At 45.5% G+C, this 17548-nt stretch carries 18 protein-coding genes and 1 riboswitch; of the genes, 3 read left to right on the forward strand and 15 right to left on the reverse strand.

Translation table 11 applies throughout. The features are described 5' to 3' along the window. Nucleotides 1-133: 133 nt before the first annotated feature. From GUA98_RS09210 to pdhA, 6 genes are all read right to left on the reverse strand, one after another. The gene (locus GUA98_RS09210; RefSeq protein ID WP_193722798.1) at nt 134-622 is read right to left on the reverse strand and encodes a dihydrofolate reductase; all 489 of its coding nucleotides are present in this window, start codon (nt 620-622) and stop codon (nt 134-136) included. Nucleotides 623-649: 27 nt separating this feature from the next. Next, nucleotides 650-1444 carry a thymidylate synthase gene (gene thyA, locus GUA98_RS09215; protein WP_321573852.1) on the reverse strand — a complete coding sequence of 265 codons (795 nt, stop codon included), beginning with the start codon at nt 1442-1444 and terminating at the stop codon, nt 650-652. Nucleotides 1445-1719: 275 nt separating this feature from the next. Further along, nucleotides 1720-3135, reverse strand: a complete 1416-nt coding sequence (gene lpdA / locus GUA98_RS09220; RefSeq protein WP_095286480.1) for a dihydrolipoyl dehydrogenase — start codon at nt 3133-3135, stop codon at nt 1720-1722. A 3-nt stretch (nt 3136-3138) separates the two neighbouring features. Next, the gene (locus GUA98_RS09225) at nt 3139-4449 is read right to left on the reverse strand and encodes a dihydrolipoamide acetyltransferase family protein (RefSeq protein ID WP_193722799.1); all 1311 of its coding nucleotides are present in this window, start codon (nt 4447-4449) and stop codon (nt 3139-3141) included. A gap of 176 nt (nt 4450-4625) precedes the next feature. After that, a complete protein-coding gene (locus GUA98_RS09230; protein WP_153979015.1) occupies nt 4626-5603 on the reverse strand; it encodes an alpha-ketoacid dehydrogenase subunit beta in 978 nt (325 codons plus the stop codon). 105 nt (nt 5604-5708) lie between these two features. Then, the gene (pdhA, locus tag GUA98_RS09235) at nt 5709-6776 is read right to left on the reverse strand and encodes a pyruvate dehydrogenase (acetyl-transferring) E1 component subunit alpha (protein WP_095286477.1); all 1068 of its coding nucleotides are present in this window, start codon (nt 6774-6776) and stop codon (nt 5709-5711) included. Between the two features lie 255 nt (nt 6777-7031). On the opposite strand from pdhA, the gene GUA98_RS09240 reads away from it, so the two are divergent. Next, nucleotides 7032-7766 carry an alpha/beta hydrolase gene (locus GUA98_RS09240; RefSeq protein ID WP_153979016.1) on the forward strand — a complete coding sequence of 245 codons (735 nt, stop codon included), beginning with the start codon at nt 7032-7034 and terminating at the stop codon, nt 7764-7766. 141 nt (nt 7767-7907) lie between these two features. Here GUA98_RS09240 and GUA98_RS09245 read toward each other — a convergent pair whose 3' ends face one another. Both GUA98_RS09245 and GUA98_RS09250 read right to left on the reverse strand, forming a co-directional pair. Then, nucleotides 7908-8378 (reverse strand): low molecular weight protein-tyrosine-phosphatase, encoded by a 471-nt coding sequence (locus GUA98_RS09245; protein ID WP_153979017.1) that lies wholly within the window; start codon nt 8376-8378, stop codon nt 7908-7910. A gap of 2 nt (nt 8379-8380) precedes the next feature. Continuing rightward, nucleotides 8381-9049 carry a trimeric intracellular cation channel family protein gene (locus GUA98_RS09250; RefSeq protein WP_193722885.1) on the reverse strand — a complete coding sequence of 223 codons (669 nt, stop codon included), beginning with the start codon at nt 9047-9049 and terminating at the stop codon, nt 8381-8383. Between the two features lie 168 nt (nt 9050-9217). On the opposite strand from GUA98_RS09250, the gene GUA98_RS09255 reads away from it, so the two are divergent. After that, a complete protein-coding gene (locus tag GUA98_RS09255) occupies nt 9218-9859 on the forward strand; it encodes a thiamine diphosphokinase (protein ID WP_193722800.1) in 642 nt (213 codons plus the stop codon). A gap of 287 nt (nt 9860-10146) precedes the next feature. Next, nucleotides 10147-10647, forward strand: coding sequence for a C40 family peptidase (locus GUA98_RS09260; protein WP_153979019.1), 501 nt, complete (start codon nt 10147-10149; stop codon nt 10645-10647). Nucleotides 10648-10778: 131 nt separating this feature from the next. Here GUA98_RS09260 and GUA98_RS09265 read toward each other — a convergent pair whose 3' ends face one another. The 7 genes from GUA98_RS09265 to GUA98_RS09295 form a co-directional block, all read right to left on the reverse strand. Continuing rightward, nucleotides 10779-11471: a response regulator transcription factor gene (locus GUA98_RS09265; protein WP_153979020.1), complete on the reverse strand. Its 693-nt coding sequence runs from the start codon at nt 11469-11471 to the stop codon at nt 10779-10781. A 159-nt stretch (nt 11472-11630) separates the two neighbouring features. Further along, on the reverse strand, nt 11631-12680 hold the full coding sequence (locus GUA98_RS09270; RefSeq protein WP_153979021.1) for a ThiF family adenylyltransferase: 1050 nt from the start codon (nt 12678-12680) through the stop codon (nt 11631-11633). Continuing rightward, nucleotides 12677-13444, reverse strand: a complete 768-nt coding sequence (locus tag GUA98_RS09275) for a thiazole synthase (RefSeq protein WP_153979022.1) — start codon at nt 13442-13444, stop codon at nt 12677-12679. Before GUA98_RS09275 ends, GUA98_RS09270 begins: the two co-directional genes overlap by 4 nt. A 3-nt stretch (nt 13445-13447) precedes the next feature. After that, entirely contained in the window at nt 13448-13651 is a 204-nt protein-coding gene (gene thiS / locus GUA98_RS09280) for a sulfur carrier protein ThiS (protein ID WP_153979023.1), read from the reverse strand. Next, nucleotides 13648-14880 carry a glycine oxidase ThiO gene (gene thiO, locus GUA98_RS09285; RefSeq protein ID WP_193722801.1) on the reverse strand — a complete coding sequence of 411 codons (1233 nt, stop codon included), beginning with the start codon at nt 14878-14880 and terminating at the stop codon, nt 13648-13650. The genes thiS and thiO overlap by 4 nt, the downstream gene beginning before the upstream one ends. 29 nt (nt 14881-14909) lie before the next feature. After that, on the reverse strand, nt 14910-15536 hold the full coding sequence (locus GUA98_RS09290) for a thiamine phosphate synthase (protein ID WP_193722802.1): 627 nt from the start codon (nt 15534-15536) through the stop codon (nt 14910-14912). 234 nt (nt 15537-15770) lie between these two features. Then, nucleotides 15771-15880: riboswitch (TPP riboswitch) on the reverse strand. A gap of 109 nt (nt 15881-15989) precedes the next feature. Continuing rightward, nucleotides 15990-17540 carry an ABC-F family ATP-binding cassette domain-containing protein gene (locus GUA98_RS09295; protein WP_095286466.1) on the reverse strand — a complete coding sequence of 517 codons (1551 nt, stop codon included), beginning with the start codon at nt 17538-17540 and terminating at the stop codon, nt 15990-15992. Nucleotides 17541-17548: the final 8 nt, after the last annotated feature.

Here is a 17548-nt window from a genome sequence, read left to right on the forward strand (position 1 = left end):
CAGAGATCAACCTACATTTTTAAAAATAAATAAAAAAAGACGCTGTTCACGAATATTTCGTCAATCAGCGCCTTTTCTATTTTTCATTTCACACAATCAAATTTCTAATGAATGATCATCTTACAGGTTAACTTCAGCGTTTGCGCTCGTAAAACTCAAACGTATAGGCGTACACATTTTTCTCATCCTGCTCGCCCTCAATCTGCTCCTTCAGCTCCCATTCAGACCAATCCACATCCGGGAAAAAGGTGTCTCCCTCAAATTCCTCATGGATCCTGGTAACCACCAACCGGTCCGCCAGCGGGAGGAACTCACGGTATACCTGTGAGCCACCGATTACACATAGCTCCTCTCCTTTGGTAGCCTCCAAACCTTCCTCAATGGAATGCACCACTTCTGCCTGCTCTACCTTGTAGTTCAGATCTCTGGTGACCACAATATTCCGGCGCTGCGGGAGGGGCTTACCACCGAAGGATTCCCACGTATTGCGACCCATAATAATCGTTTTGTTTAACGTACGACGCTTAAAAAAAGCCATATCTTTGGGCAATCGCCATGGAATGGTGTTGTTCAAGCCAATAACGCCATTTTCACCCATAGCCCACACAAGTTCAATACTCAAAATGCTACACTCCTTCTTAGAGTCTGCTTATACCGCAATTGGAGCTTTGATCACCGGATGATGCTGATAGTTTTCAAACTCAAAATCCTCAAACTTATAATCAAAAATCGAATCCGGTTTACGCTTAATAATTAACTTAGGCAGAGCGAACGGTTCACGCTCAAGCTGTGTTTTCACTTGCTCCACATGATTGGAATAGATGTGTACATCGCCACCCGACCAGATGAAATCTCCCACTTCAAGGTCACACTGCTGGGCAATCATATGTGTCAGTAACGCGTAGCTGGCAATATTAAATGGCAGCCCCAGGAACGTATCCACGGAGCGCATCGTAAGCATACAGGATAGTTTACCCTCCGCCACATAAAATTGAAACGCAAAATGACAAGGCGGTAGCTTCATGTTGTTAATCTCTGCGACGTTCCATGCACTTACCAGATGCCGGCGTGAATCCGGGTTATTTTTAATTGAATCGATAACAGCTGAAATCTGGTCGATTTTCTCCCCGTTTGGCGCTTCCCATGTTCTCCACTGTGAACCGTAAACCGGGCCTAGATCACCATTCTCGTCTGCCCAATCGTCCCAGATCTTCACTCCGTTTTCTTTCAGATAGGCAATATTCGTATCCCCACTCAGGAACCATAATAGTTCATGAATGACGGATTTAAGATGGATTCGCTTCGTGGTTACAAGCGGAAAACCTTCAGACAGGTTATAACGAAGCTGTCTGCCAAACACGGATTGTGTACCTGTTCCGGTACGATCCCCTTTATGAACACCGTTATCCAATATATCTTGTAATAAATCGAGATAGTTTTTCAAATTGATTTCCCCTCGCATCTCTATATATGTTGCCACTCAGTTCCAGATTGGTCCGAGTTACACCATGTTTGATCATCTTAACAGTTTATCACACTGTGCACGACGGAAAAAGAGTTGAAAACACATTCAATTTTGTCCATGTTTACAACACGATGTACATGATACAACTCTACGGAAGCCTTCTACACTCACAAAAAAAGAGGCAAATAACGCGTTAGCGCTATTCACCTCTTCATTTACGTATGATGCCGGACGAGTCCGAAGCTTAGACGATATTAGCGGGAAATGATGTGGATCGGGTGACCCATAACCAGTTCCGCAGCTTCCATCACGATTTCGCCCAACGTTGGGTGAGCGTGAATAGTCAGAGCCAGATCTTCCAGAGTAGCACCCATTTCGATTGCAAGACCAAGCTCAGCAATCAGGTTGGAAGCTTCCAGACCAACGATTTGGCAACCCAGTACAAGGCCGCTTTCTTCGTCAGCTACGATTTTCACGAAGCCTTCAGCATGGTTCAAAGATACTGCACGGCCGTTACCCGCATAAGGGAATTTACCTGCTTTAACTTTGTAGCCTTTTTCTTTGGCTTCTTTTTCAGTGTATCCTACACTTGAGCACTCTGGATCTGTAAATACAACAGCTGGCATACATTTGTAGTCAACTACAGATGGTTGTCCTGCGATTGCTTCAGCAGCAACTTTACCTTCATAAGAAGCTTTGTGGGCAAGTGCCAAACCGGATACGATATCACCGATTGCGAAGATGTGAGGAATGCTAGTGCGGCCTTGGTGGTCAACTTTAACGAATCCACGCTCGTCAACGTCAACACCGATCAGGTCCAAACCAAGCTCACCATCCGTGTTTGGACGACGTCCAACAGTAACGAGCAGGTAGTCTGCAGTTACTTCTTTGGATTCACCATTTACGGAATATTTAACAGTTACATCTTTGTCCGTTTGCTCAGCACTTTCAGCTTTTGCACCTGTTACGATTTCGATGCCTGTTTTCTTCATGTTTTTAGCCACAAGGCTAGTCATGTCTTTATCGAATCCTGGCAGTACAGTATCCAAACCTTCGATGATCGTTACTTTAGCACCGAATTTGGAGTACATTTGACCAAGCTCAGCACCGATATAACCGCCACCGATAACGATCAGGCTTTTCGGTACTTCAGGCAGGTTCAATGCTTCTGTCGAAGACAGAATGCGTCCGCCAAATGGGAAAGGTTTCAGTTCGATTGGACGGGAACCTGTTGCAATGATTGCATTTTTGAATTTGTAACGCGGAGATTCGTGATCGTTGAATACACGCGCTTCGTTTTCGTTGATGAACATGCACTCACCGTTGAAAACTTCAACTTTGTTGCCTTTAAGCAAACCAGCTACGCCGCCAGTCATTTTCTTAACAACGCCGTTTTTGAACTCTTGAGTTTTGCCGAAGTCCACTTTTACGTTTTCAGCAGAGATACCGAATGCTTCACCGTGAAGTGCATTTTCATATTGGTGTGCAGCAGAGATCAGAGCTTTGGATGGGATACATCCACGGTTCAAACAAACGCCACCAAGCTCGGATTTGTCAACAATCAATACGCTTTGGCCCAGTTGAGCAGCGCGGATGGCAGCTACATAGCCGCCAGGACCCGCACCAATTACTAATGTGTCGATATTGAGAGAAGCGTCGCCTACTACCATATCTTACACCTCCATAACGAGCAGCTCAGGGTTAGCGAGCAGCTGTTTAATGTAGTTCATAAAGTTTTGTGCTGTTGCGCCATCGATGATACGGTGGTCAAAGCTCAAGGAAAGAGCCATTACAGGAGCTGCAACAACTTCGCCGTCTTTGATAACCGCTTTTTCGCTGATACGACCAGTTCCGAGGATTGCAACTTCAGGGAAGTTGATGATCGGAGTGAAGAACATACCGCCAGCAGAACCGATGTTACTGATGGAGATTGTGCTTCCTTTCATTTCGTTAGCGCTCAATTTGCCATCACGGCCACGAGCTGCCAGATCACGAATGGTATCAGCGATCATCCAGATGGATTTGCGATCAGCATCTTTGATAACAGGAACGATCAAGCCGTTGTCTGTATCTGTTGCGATACCGATGTTGTAGTATTTTTTGTAAACAATTTCGTTAGCTTCTTCATCAATCATTGCGTTCAGAGCAGGGAATTGACGGGAAGCTGCAACCAAGGCTTTAACGATAAACGGCAGATAAGTAACTTTGGTTCCTTTTTTCTCTGCGATTGGTTTCATGCGAGTACGGAAAGCAACCAACTCAGTTACGTCCACTTCGTCCATGATTGTAACGTGAGGTGCAGTGTAAGCCGATTTAACCATAGCATTGGAGATTGCTTTACGGATACCTTTGAATGGTACGCGCTCTTCTTCAAGGCGTTGGTCAGCTGCTGCCGCTGCGGATTTTTTCTCTTCTTGAGCAGGAGCTGCCGAAGATGCTGCGGATTGGCCTCCACCATTTTTGAAGGATTCAACATCTTCTTTGGTTACTTTACCGTTGTTGCCAGTGCCGTTAACCTGAGCGATGTCTACACCTTGCTCACGAGCAAATTTGCGTACGCTTGGAGTTGCCAAAACGTCTTTGGCAGGTACTGCCGGTACGCTGTTGCTGCCGCCTTCTTGAGCTGCATCCGAGCTGGAAGCTGCTGCAGAAGAACCGCTAGTGTCAGCTCCGCCTTGAGCTGCGTCTTTCTCTTGTGCACCTTGGTCGCCAGCAGGAGCGTCGTCTTGCTCAGGCAGTTCGCCTTCTGCATCGATCACAGCAACTACTTCACCAACGTGACAGATTTGACCGTCTTTAGCGAATACTTCAGTAACTGTTCCGTTAACCGGACAAGGTACTTCTACTACCGCTTTATCGTTTTGTACTTCCATGATGATATCGTCGTCAGTTACTTTGTCCCCGACTTTGATGTGCATCTTGATGATTTCGCCTTCGTGAAGGCCTTCGCCTAGTTCAGGGAATTTGTATTCAAATTTAGCCAACTGAAAAACCTCCTTGATTATGTGCTCAATCCTGAAAACAACCCTTAGCTCCAAGAACTAACTGTTACTGCTAATGCAAATAACTGTCAATCAAGGGGCTAATGGCTGTTTACAGTGCAGCCTGTGCTGCGATGTGAATCACCATACTGCGCCTTGCGGCATGTCAGATGATCAGATTAGAAATTTACGACTTTGTTAACCGCAGCAACAATACGTGCTGGGTTAGGCAGCCATGTATCTTCAATTTGTGCGAATGGATATACAGTGTCCGGACCAGCTACACGCAGAACCGGAGCTTCCAGGTGAAGAATCGCTTTTTCATTGATTTGGGCAATGACTTCAGCTGCAACACCTGCGCTCTTTTGAGCTTCTTGTACAACAATTGCACGATTTGTTTTCTTAATGGAAGCAACAACGGTATCGATGTCGATCGGGCTGATCGTACGAAGGTCGATTACTTCAACTTTGATTCCTTGTTTTTCAAGCTCTTCCGCTGCTTTAACGGAAGTATGAACCATCATTCCGTAAGTGACAATCGTAACGTCAGAACCTTCACGAACAACGTTTGCTTTACCCAGTTCAACCACGTAGTCTTCTTCAGGCACTTCTGCACGGAAAGCGTGGTACAGGTTCAAGTGCTCCATGAAGAATACAGGATCGTTGTCGCGGATGGAAGCGATCATCAGACCTTTTGCATCGTAAGGGTTAGAAGGAACTACTACTTTAATACCCGGAGTTTGCGTGAGCAAACCTTCCAGAGAATCTGTATGCAATTCTGCCGCTTTTACACCGCCACCAAATGGTGTACGGAATACGATTGGAGAATTGTATTTTCCACCGGAGCGGAAACGCATACGAGCAGCTTGAACTACCATTTGGTCAAGTGCTTCGAAGATGAACCCTACGAATTGGATTTCAGCTACCGGACGGAAGCCTTGAATACCCAAACCTACAGCCAAACCACCAATAGCGGACTCAGCCAGCGGAGTATCAAATACACGCTCTTCGCCAAACTCTTTTTGCAGACCTTCCGTTACACGGAAAACGCCGCCTACATTACCTACGTCTTCACCGAAAAGCAGAACGTTAGGATCACGTTTCAACTCAACGCGAAGCGCATCACGGATTGCTTCTTTCATGTTCAATTGTGCCATTTGCTTCATTTCCTCCTTAAACATTGACAGTTCACATTTGAATTCATACATGTATACCGAGACACCAGAGCCGGCGCCGGATGTTTATGCTTTATCGGAAAAAACTTATTGGAAATCAGCTTTTTGCTCTTCCAAGTGCTTAGGCGTTTGTTCGAACATGCTGTCGATCAAGCCTGAAATCGTCATTTTCTCGGTTTTTTCCGCTTTTTTGATCTCTTCATTTACTTTAGCTTTTGCTTCTTCTTTCACACGAGCTGTATCTTCTTCAGTCCAAAGACCTTTTTTCTCCAGATACTTAGCGAAACGTGCGATTGGATCTTTTTCGCTCCACTCAGCCTCTTCTTCTTTTGTACGATATTTGGAAGCATCGTCAGAAAGGGAGTGAGGACGGAAACGGTAAGTTACCGCTTCGATCAATGTAGCGCCTTCTCCGTTACGTCCACGTTCAGCAGCTTCCTGAACCGCTTTGATAACAGCGAAGATGTCCATACCGTCAACTTTAACGCCTTTGATACCTGCTGCTACCGCTTTGTGAGCGATGGACAGAGCTGCTGTTTGTTTAGCAAAAGGAGTTGTGATGGCATAACCATTGTTTTGTACGAAGAAGATAACTGGCAGTTTGTATACACCAGCGTAGTTCAGACCTTCATAGAAGTCACCTTCAGAAGAACCGCCATCACCTGTGTACGTAATAACAACTTGCTTTTGTTTCTTCAATTTATAACCCATAGCAATACCCATTGCGTGCAGAATTTGTGCACCAATGATGATTTGTGGCATCAATACGTTAACGCCATCAGGAATTTGTCCACCATGTTGGTGTCCACGGGAGTACAAGAATGCTTGATAAAGAGGAAGTCCGTGCCACACGAGTTGCGGAATATCGCGATAGCCTGGAGCAATAAAGTCTTCTTTCTCAAGTGCAAACTCACTACCAACCATTGTTGCTTCTTGTCCAGATACTGGAGCATAGAAACCAAGACGACCTTGACGGCCCAGGTTTACTGCACGGTCATCCCAAGTACGGGTAAATACCATGCGGTACATAATTTCTTTTAATTGATCGTCGGAAAGTTTAGGCATCATGTCTTTGTTTACAATTTCGCCGTCAGGAGACAGCACGGACAGAGCTTCTACATCCTCCGTATACACTTCATAAGGAACCTTGCTCATTTTTTTCTTCACCTCAACAAAAAATTTGAATATCAAGTTCCGCTGTTATAATATTATTATACACCTGTTTCACTGCATACGTCAAAGATATCCGTAATTTTTTTATGTTTCCTTCCGGATTGTATGTATAACAGGGGCTTAATATTGGTATAACAGCATAATACATGATTGCGTGTTTGACCTATCCCCGCACCAGGTTAATCTTACCGTATTGCGCGGACGAATGCAAAAATAAACCGAGAAAGGTGACGTTTTATGACGGATTCCCGCTATTTGAAACGTACGATTGTAAAGGAAGAAATCGATAGCCGCTATCTTGGAGAGAAGCGAACACTGCGAGTTTATCTTCCACCAGGCTATAACGAATTACTCAGCTACCCTGTCGTTTATTGTCAGGACGGCGAAGAATTCTTCAACTTTGGTCGTATCGCTACGACTGCCAACCGTATTATTCTGGATGAGGGTGCTGAACCTTTCATTATTGTAGGTGTTCAGGTTGATGTTTCCGTTCGTACCCAGGAATATGCTCCATTCGGAAATCGATTCAAAGCATATACCTCATGCTTTGCTGAAGAGATTATTCCCTTTATTGAAGAGAAATATCCGGTAAGACGCTCTCCACAGGAACGCGTGCTCGCTGGTGATTCCCTTGGAGGCAGTGTATCATTGCATCTGGCCCTGCTCTATCCGGACCTGTTCACACGGGTAATCAGCATGTCAGGAGCCTTCTATTCTGCCTCCCAGGAAATCTATGCTGCTGAAGAAGACTTGTCCTGGCTATCCATCTGGATGATCGTTGGGTTACAGGAAACTGCCTTTGAGGCGGATACCGGCACTTATGATTTTGTTCAGCTAAACAGAGACACACGTGATTTGCTGGAAAAGCGCGGTGCTCACGTCTCTTATCGGGAAAAGGATGGTCATCATCAATGGGGATTTTGGCAAAAGGAACTGCCTGAAGCCTTGTTATATTTCTTGCAAGAGAACTAGTGTGCTTCATATTACAAGCGGCTGTATTGGCCGCTACTTTTTTCATTTAATTTGATAACGCTTACAAAAATCTGCTTAAAAAAAGCAGGAATCTCCTGCTGTTCTTAACCTCATTTCGAAACAGTCCTGTACCTCTTAGGATTAGGCAAGAGAATGATCTTTTTGAATTTGCTCCAAAAGGACATTGCAACCCGCTTCTACCAACTTGTACACTTCTTCAAAGTTACCTGTAAAGTATGGATCGGGTACTTCCCGAAGGGATTCATTCGGCAGAAGGTCCATGAATTTCATAATATCGGCCTCTGCTCCGCCAGTTATCTTACGCACATTGGCAACATTGGAATCATCCATGCAGACAATATAGTCAAATTGGTCAAAGTCAGCACTTCCGAATTGTCTAGCAGCCATGTTGGCATAGGAAATTTGGTACGAATCCAGCAGCTTGCGTGTTCCTTCATGTGGAGGCTTGCCAATATGCCAATCTCCTGTTCCAGCCGAATCCACCTGAATCTGCTGTTGAAGTCCTCTTTCCTCTATCTTGTGACGCAATACCGCCTCTGCCATAGGTGATCGACAAATGTTACCTAGACAAACAAACAAAACACGAACCATGATTACTCCCCCTTGCTTAACGTATGCTTAAGCGCTGACTGTGAAGATTGTGACGGAACTGCTTCTGCGCTTACCAAGGAACGGCGAGGAAGCTTCCATTTATAATGTACAGAGCACATCCGGAAAAATACAACTGCTGCAAAACATATCAACAGTCCCGCATTTGAGGTAAACCATCCCATACCTATAACAAATCCGGCTGTCATAGCCCACACCGCATAAATCTCGTCGCGGAGGACTAGCGGCTTGCGGCCTGCAAGCAAATCACGAATAATTCCCCCGCCGATCCCCGTCAATACTGCAGCAACGATTACTGCGCTGATGGGATGTCCCATATTAGCAGCATACAATCCACCCTGGATGGCAAACGCCGCCAGTCCGATTGCGTCAAATAGTGCTTCTGTTCTCTTCCAGTGACCGATCCACTTCAGAGGAAGCAAGAACGCTACAGCAACTGATACCAGGGCTAGCATAATTAGTCCACCCTGACTCCAGAGCGTAGTGACAGGGACTCCAATCAGTACATTACGAACAACCCCGCCACCGAAGGCGGTTACCAGCCCCAATACGAGCACGCCCAGGATGTCATATTCCTCTTCCATCGCTACGAAAGCACCAGACATTGCAAAAGCAACGGTGCCTATAATGCTGAACACTTCAAAAATGTGCAAGTCCAACCTGTTCAAACCTCACTTTTCAAGTCATCTCCATGTCGCTCTACCCATTGTATCCGCGAGGACTGAAATTGTGCAACCACATTTTGTGTTTTATACTGAGAGCATTCGTGAATACTGTGAAATGATGTTATACGTTCTACATTAATAGAAAGGATGAATGGAATGACTACGAAACGCATTGTGATTTTTACAGGCGGGGCTCTCTCTCCTCAATTTCTCAAAGAAATTAGACAGGATGATATGATTATCGCAGCAGATCGCGGAGCACTGTATTTAATCGAACATGGCGTAAAGCCTCATATAGCAGTTGGAGATTTCGACTCCATTACAGAGCAGCAATGGCAAATGGTGCGTGAAAACAGCGAGCGCATGATTACAGTTGATCCTATCGCAAAAGATTGGACAGACACTGAAATGGCCTTTGAGACGGCCCTAGACCACGAACCTACCCACATCCTGATGTTTGGAGCTACGGGGACTAGACTGGACCACACCTTGGCCAATGTACATATTATGGTTCGTGCTATGCAGCATCATATCTTCTGTACCATCCAGGACGAACACAACTATATGATGCTGACTACATCAAAATTAGAGGTTGAGGACCGGGGATATGAATACATTTCCTTACTGCCCCTCACGCCGGAAGTTACGGGTATTACATTAGATGGCTTCCTGTATCCTCTTGATCAAGCTACCATACGTATGGGACAATCTTTGGGAATAAGCAATAAACTGATTGGAGCATCAGGAACTGTATCCATAGACAGTGGATTATTACTTATCATACAGAGCAAAGATTAAACCTATATCCTCGATAGTTATTACGTTTTTGTAACCTATGAAATGTACGAAATTTAAGATTAAAATTAGAAAAGACCCTTGATAATCAAGGGTCTTTTCTAATTTCCTGTCCAAACAAACAAGTCAACGATTAATTTTTTGACATTTTTAATTGTTTTTTAATAAAGAAACCCAAACCTAGGCTGTACAAGGGATTATAGCAGTGTATCCAATTTCTAGGCTGTTACAAACCTGTTATACTCGCTTTAGCAACTTAACGAAAACGAATTTTGGAGGTAACAAACAACATGAAAACAAACATCTTAGTCCAAAAGGCCGTAACCGTCGGGTTGTGCGCTACATTAGGTTTTGGAGCTGTATTAATGACAAATGCACCTGTTGCACAAGCAGCAACTGCATCCGTATCTACTGGACAACAAATTGTAAACTACGGCAAGAAATTTACAGGAACACCATATAAATTTGGCGCGTCAACGTCCACTACGAAATATTTTGACTGCTCTTCTTTTATGAAATATATCTTTAAGAAGTATGGTGTAGATTTGCCACGTACGTCTGTAAAACAATCCAAAGAAGGTAAAGCTGTATCGAAGGCTAACCTGCGTGTAGGAGACCTCGTATTCTTCTCAAGCGGTAGCCGTTCCACAGGTTCAAACATCACTCACGTAGGTGTATACGCAGGCAACGGCAAAATTCTGCACACTTACGGCGCTCCTGGTGTAACCATTTCGGATCTGGATTCCGGTACTTGGAAAAGAACATATATTAAAGCTCGCCGCGTACTGTAGTTATACTACTATAGACAGGCAGTTGGGACCGGATCTTGTATCCGGTCCTTTTATATTTACCCGGATTTCTGAGGATTACAAACAGGTGTATTTTGGTAACTTAACGTCATATAAATGCTCGGAGTCATTCATTAAGTTGTATGAAGCATGTAGCCAATGCCGCGTACGGTATGGATCAATTTAGTATCTCTCCCTTTATCCACCTTAACCCGCAGATGTTTAATGTATACGTCCACTACGTTGGTATCCATCGCAAAATCATACCCCCACACTTCCCTAAGAATTGCACTCCGCGTACACGCCTCATTCACGTGTCTGGCCAAAAATTCCAGCAGTTCATATTCTTTAGGTGTCAACATGAGATATTCCCCTGCACGACTTACCCTGCGTGAACGCAGATTCACTTTAAGATCATGCACGACGATGACCTCCTCATCCGTTCGGGCTGCATTCGAGAAGACACGGAGTAAATTTCGAATTCTCGCCATCACGATTTTCCACTGAAACGGTTCAACAATGACATCATTCGCGCCTTGATCAAGCCAAGCGACGATCTGTTCCGGGGTTGCCTGTGGTGTAATCACGACAATTGGTACGACGCCTTCCTTGTACTCCATTAGCCATTGCAGTTCCTCCACAATGGAATTGTCATGCTCCTCATCCACTACGCCAATAATCATGCTGCAGGTTTCCAGCCCAGCATCCTGTTCCTGATACAGTTCTTCCCACTTAATATCAAAAACGGAGTAACTTTCGGTACACAACACTTCCTTAATCGAGTTCGTTCGGTCTTCGGCACCAATAAGTAAAATGGACGTTTTCATTTCGTTTTCACCCGGCCTGTCTCATACCGCTGACAAGGTGTAACATGACCAATTTGCTAATCATTTTCACCTGAAGTACAGCAACCTTTGTTTGTTTAGCATGCCGTAAAACGAAAAAGTCCATTCCCCTATAGGGAACAGACTCGAGAAATTAATCATTTAGCCAAAGTATCGATGTACGAGTGTACGAGCTTCTGCAGTATCTTTTGTACCATGAACCAAAACACGTCCATCCTGAAAAATAACCAATCGATGCACCCCTGTCTTAAAAGAGATCAGGAACGGATTGACTTCAACTGGTCCTTCATCAAGCCTTCTCAGACGCTCAGCCGTATCTTGAAGATTCAGCTTCATGGAGCGAGAAGGACGAATCTGTACCGTATCCCTACCGCATAACACATCGGTTTTCTCCAGATTGGCAGCGGAAAGGTAAGGATAAGAAGCGGTATTTCCGCAGGAAGGGCAATCTGCTTTTTTGGCCCCATCCACATTTATGGATATGTACTCATTCCGCCATACATCAAACGACAACAGCTTACGCCGCAGCGCACCTTCATTACCGCTAAGAAGCTTCATCGCTTCCGCTGTCTGGTTCGCCGTTACCATCTGCACAGCCTGGGGTATAATCCCCGATGTATCGCAAGTATCTCCACCGAGCGGTACCTCGCCAAGTAAACAGTTCAGACAAGGGGTATCCCCAGGCAGGAATGTATAGGTGATACCATAACTCCCCACACACCCCCCATAAATCCAGGGAATGCGGTATTTCTGGGACATGTCATTAAGCAGCAGCCTTGTATCAAAATTATCCGTGGCATCCATGATGAGATCTGCATTTTGAATGAGATCCTCCAGCTCGTCTGCACGGACATCCATCACCTTGCCTTCAATGACAACCGAGGAGTTGATATCACGCAGGCGTTTTTGGGCTGCCATCGCTTTTGGCATTCGCTGAGCTGCATCCTGCTCAACATAGAGCTGCTGTCGCTGCAGGTTGCTCCATTCCACATAGTCCCGGTCCGCAATGGTAATGTGTCCAATACCTGATCTGGCGAGCGTCTCTGCAATGCCGGTTCCCAGTGCACCGGCCCCCACGATAACAACCCTGCTGTTGTTTAGTCTTCGCTGACCTTCTTTGCCAAGCGGAGCGTATCGTTCCTGTCTCGAATATCGATCACTTTGCTCCGTTGAATTTGTTTCTTCTATCATGTATGAACCATTCCTTCCGCCGGACTGCTGGCTGCTGCATAACGCTTAACGGGTATCATACCTGCTTCATAAGCAAGTCTTCCCGCTTCAACTCCCATTCGCATTGCTTTTGCCATTTTAACCGGGTTTCCCGAACCGGACACCGCCGTATTCAGCAGCACACCATCCGCCCCAAGCTCCATGGCATAAGCAGCATCTTTGGGGGACCGCAATCCCGCATCCACAATTACAGGAACTACCGCTTGCTCGATTATGATTTCCAGGTTGTACGGGTTGATAATGCCTCTCCCAGCTCCGATCGGTGAAGCACCTGGCATGACTGCATGAACCCCAAGCTGCTGCAGCCGTTTGGCTAAAATCACATCATCCGAGATATAAGGCAGTACGATGAAGCCTTTTCCCAGCAAGATCTCGCAGGCCTTGTACGTTTCGATCGGATCTGGCAGCAGCGTGACTCCATCTCCGATCACTTCTACTTTTATCATATCACAAAGTCCTGAGGCACGGGCAAGTTCAGCGATTCGGACGGCCTCTTCTGCAGTGGAAGCACCTGCGGTATTAGGAAGTAACGTGAATCGCTTCAAATCAAGTGTATCAAGGAAGTGGCGTTTATCCCGATCTTCCAAGTTCAGGCGTCGAACAGCAAAAGTCAGCACTTCGGTTCCTGACGCTTCTACCGCTTGACTCTGTATATCCAAATCCTCAAATTTGCCCGTACCCAACAACAATCTGGAAAGAAATGAATGATGTCCTATCTTCAGCATGTTTTAACCGCCTCCCACAAAATGTACGATCTCAATTCGGTCTCCGTCTCTTAAAACAGTCGATGCATGGTGCTCCCTCATCAGAATTTGGCGATTTAACTCAACCACCACAGTTTTCACCTGCAAATTAAAAGATTGCAGCAGCTGATCCACATGATTCAAATCTTCATCAATGTTCATGCTCTGCCCGTTTACGATGATGTTCACTGCATAATCTCCTTTCTGCTCAAACGCTCCGGACTCAATTCATCAATGCCAAGTTCCTCCGAAGAATGGCCAGCAATCAAATCAGCCATCAGACTGCCGGTTATTGCGCTCAGTAAGATGCCATTTCTGTAATGTCCAAATGCGGCATATAGCCCAGGTATGCTTTTATAAGCTCCCAGATAAGGCAAACCGTCAGGAGTCGCTGGTCGAACCCCTGCCCAAGCACGGATAAACTGGGCTTGCTGAATTCCAGGGACCCAGCCAGCTGCGGATGTAAGCAGCTTTTGAATACCTTCAACAGTTACATCCCGATCCGAGTGTCCTGGTAGACTGGTTGCTCCGATCCAAACTTCTCCGTTTGCTTTGGGGACAATGTATACATTATCTGCATAAACCGTCTTGTCAGGTCTGTAATCTGCATCATGTTTCGCATATTGAATTGCTGCAATTTCACCTTTCACTGGAAGAGTGGGCAGGTGAAGACCCACCTGCTTCAATATCTCTCCACCTTGTAATCCAGCTGAGACAACAACATGCTTACACGTTAATCTTCCAATCGACGTTTCCACAGCCTGGATTCCGCTCGAATCGGCAGATAGACTTACATTCTGTACACCTTCGATTACTTTGGCGCCCATTGTTTGAGCTGCGCCCGCATAGGCATGTGCCAAATTGACAGGAAGAAGTTCACTTTCTGAAGCTCTATACAGAGCCCCGAAAGTTTCCTTGCTTATCCACGGGGCTTCACGTTGAAGATTGGAATGATCCCACCACATTTGCTCTGTAAGCAAATCTGTACTTCTTCTGTTATCGCAATACTTTTTCATCTCGTCTTCATTTCGAAATGGTGTAATGAATCCATTCTGCTGCAGGCCAATTTCAATGCCGCTTAGTCGTTGAAGCTGTTCTCTTTGCTGATGCAGTCGTTTTCTACTTTCATATGCTAGCTTTGACATCAGAGTAGTATGAAACGTCTCGCTGTCTGCAGCTAACATGCCCGCTGCGGCAGAAGATGTCTCACCTGCAATACGTGCACGCTCGATTAAAATCACTTCTTTACCTCGTGAAGCTAGCTCATACGCGATGGCACAACCTATAATGCCGCCTCCCACAACAATCGTTTCGGCATGAAGCTTGCCACGAAGTTCTCCACGTAATTGGGCCGTAAAAGCTGCTGCATTTCGGTAAAGTCTGCCACTTCGTCTTCGCCCTCTGGCTTCTCCGCTCATTCATTCACCCCCGCGTTCCGTCTTATTTTCTACCGTTCAATAGCCTGCCTCAAGGCTGCTGCTGCGCGTTGCGGATTATCACTGGTCCAGATAGATGATATTACTGCCGCACCACTTGCTCCGGCTGCACGTACAGCAGATATGTTTGCCGGTCCAATACCGCCAATGGCAATTACGGGAACGGAAACAGCTGAGCATATTTCAGACAGTGCAGATAGCCCTCTCGGCTTGCTCCCAGGTTTACTGCTGGAGGAAAATACATGACCATAAAAGAGGTAATCTGCTCCCCGTTCTTCAGCTACTCTAGCTTCGTGAAGAGAGTGAACAGAAATGCCGAGACGAAGTCGATCGCTTTTGTTCAGGCTGCTGCCTTGGATAGTCGCCAAATTGGACTGGCCCCAATGAACCCTCTGAAATGCTACATGTTTCTCCAACTCATTCAACTCACATAGACCATTGATCACGATCCTATCAGCTGGAATTCCTGCGTACAGTAAACTGTACGCCCATTGGATTTTTTGTTCATTGGTTAAATGTTTCTCCCGGATGTGAATATAGTCAAGCAAGGGCCATAAATTCGTTGCAATCTTTACAAAACGTTTTTCATCCCCTATGCCCGGCGAAACAGCATGCAGCTCAAACGATAATGAATTCACAAGTTTCCTAGAGATATCCGTTTGGTTTCACCTTCCCTGCCGTCACAATATGTAAGCACAAAAAAGCCACTCCCGTAGGGAGTGGCCGCGATAACATGTCAAGTTAGTTAAATGAGCTTTACATGCCAGTTGTCAGGTATACAAGCTATTAAACCATATACGAGACACCTTCATGTTCCACTTCTGAGCATTCACATTCGCTTCAAAATCGAATATTAATTTGCCCATATCATTAACTAAAACGCGCCACTTCCCTACGCTGGTATAATCCAGATCAGGTGCAAAGGGTCCGGAATCGCATTATTCCATCTCAGCCGCAACGAGCGGCCCCCCTAGTGATCGTATGAAGTTGTAGCCTATGTTACCATAGACACCTTTTTTTGTCACCGTTGATTTTTCAAACTCTTGTCGATGAATATTTTGATTCTAGAGCACTTCATTGCTGCGGAACAATTAGTTTTTCTCAGACCAGGCTTCGACGTCCCATGTTTTGGTGACCCAATCCTGATAAAATTCAGGTTCATGCGAAACGAGCAGTACTGTACCTTTAAACTCTTGCAGAGCTCGTTTTAGTTCCGCTTTTGCTGTTACATCCAGGTGGTTTGTTGGTTCATCAAACAGGATCCAATTGCTTTCACGCATCAGAAGCTTGCACAAGCGCACTTTCGCTTGTTCTCCCCCGCTAAGCGCACTCAGCGGACGAGTGATGTGCTCGTTTTTCAAACCGCAGCGTGCCAAATGTCCTCGTACTTCATTCTGTGTCAGATGGGAGAATTCGTTCCACACATCTTCAATCGGTGTAATATTGCCAGCACGGACTTCCTGTTCAAAATAAGCCGTCTCCAGATAATCCCCCAGAAACGTTTTACCGCTAATCGGAGGTATTTTCCCCAAGATGGTTTTAAGCAGCGTCGACTTACCTACACCATTACATCCAACAATGGCTATCTTCTCACCACGTTCGATTGTCATTGTCATTTTAGGCAGCAAAGGGTAGGAATAACCAATCTCAAAATCAATTCCCTCGAATACTGTTTTGCTGCTGGCACGGGCATCTTTGAATTTAAATGTCGGTTTTGCCGCTTCATCCGGGCGATCGATTCGTTCAATCTTGCCCAGCTGCTTCTCGCGGCTTTTGGCACGTCCGGATGTGGAGGCTCTTGCCTTGTTACGCTGAATGAAATCTTCCTGTTTCTTAATATATTCCTGCTGTTTCTCATAAGCATCGATATGTTGAGCTTTTTGCATATCGGCCATTTCGAGAAACTTATTGTAGTTGGCAGCATAACGCGTCAATTTAGCAAATTCCAGATGGTAAATGACGTTAACGACTTCATTCATGAACTCCGTATCATGCGAAATCAGGATGAATGCATAAGGATAATCTTTTAAATATCGTGTTAACCATTCGATGTGCTCTACGTCCAGGTAGTTGGTTGGCTCGTCCAGCAAAAGAGCCGTCGGTTTCTCGAGCAGCAACTTGGCGAGCAATACTTTCGTCCGTTGTCCCCCGCTTAGTGCAGCGACGTCACGATCAAGCCCAATAGCGGATAATCCGAGGCCATTTGCCATTTCTTCCACTTTTACATCAATCAAATAAAAATCGCCCTGCTCAAGCTGCTCCTGGATTTCACCCATTTCTTCCAGCAATTTTTCAAGCTGGTCTGGATCTGCATCAGCCATCTGGTCTGTAATGGCCATCATTTCCTTTTCCAGCTCAAGCAGGGGAAGGAAGGCATCTTTTAAAACGTCACGGATTGTTTTGCCAGGAGTCAGCTTGGTATGCTGGTCCAAATATCCGTACCGGACCTTTGGTGTCCACTCTACTTTCCCGCTGTCTTTCAGCAATTTTCCGGTCAAAATGTTCATTAAAGTGGACTTTCCTACACCATTAGCTCCAACCAGGCCTACACGCTCTCCTGCAAGTAAACGAAAAGATACATTTTTAAATAACGTGCGGTCACCAAAATTGTGACTGACGTTTTCCACTGACAATAAACTCATGAGATGAG

This window comes from Paenibacillus sp. P13VS (assembly GCF_015143645.1).
GTDB lineage: Bacteria > Bacillota > Bacilli > Paenibacillales > Paenibacillaceae > Paenibacillus > Paenibacillus xylanilyticus_A.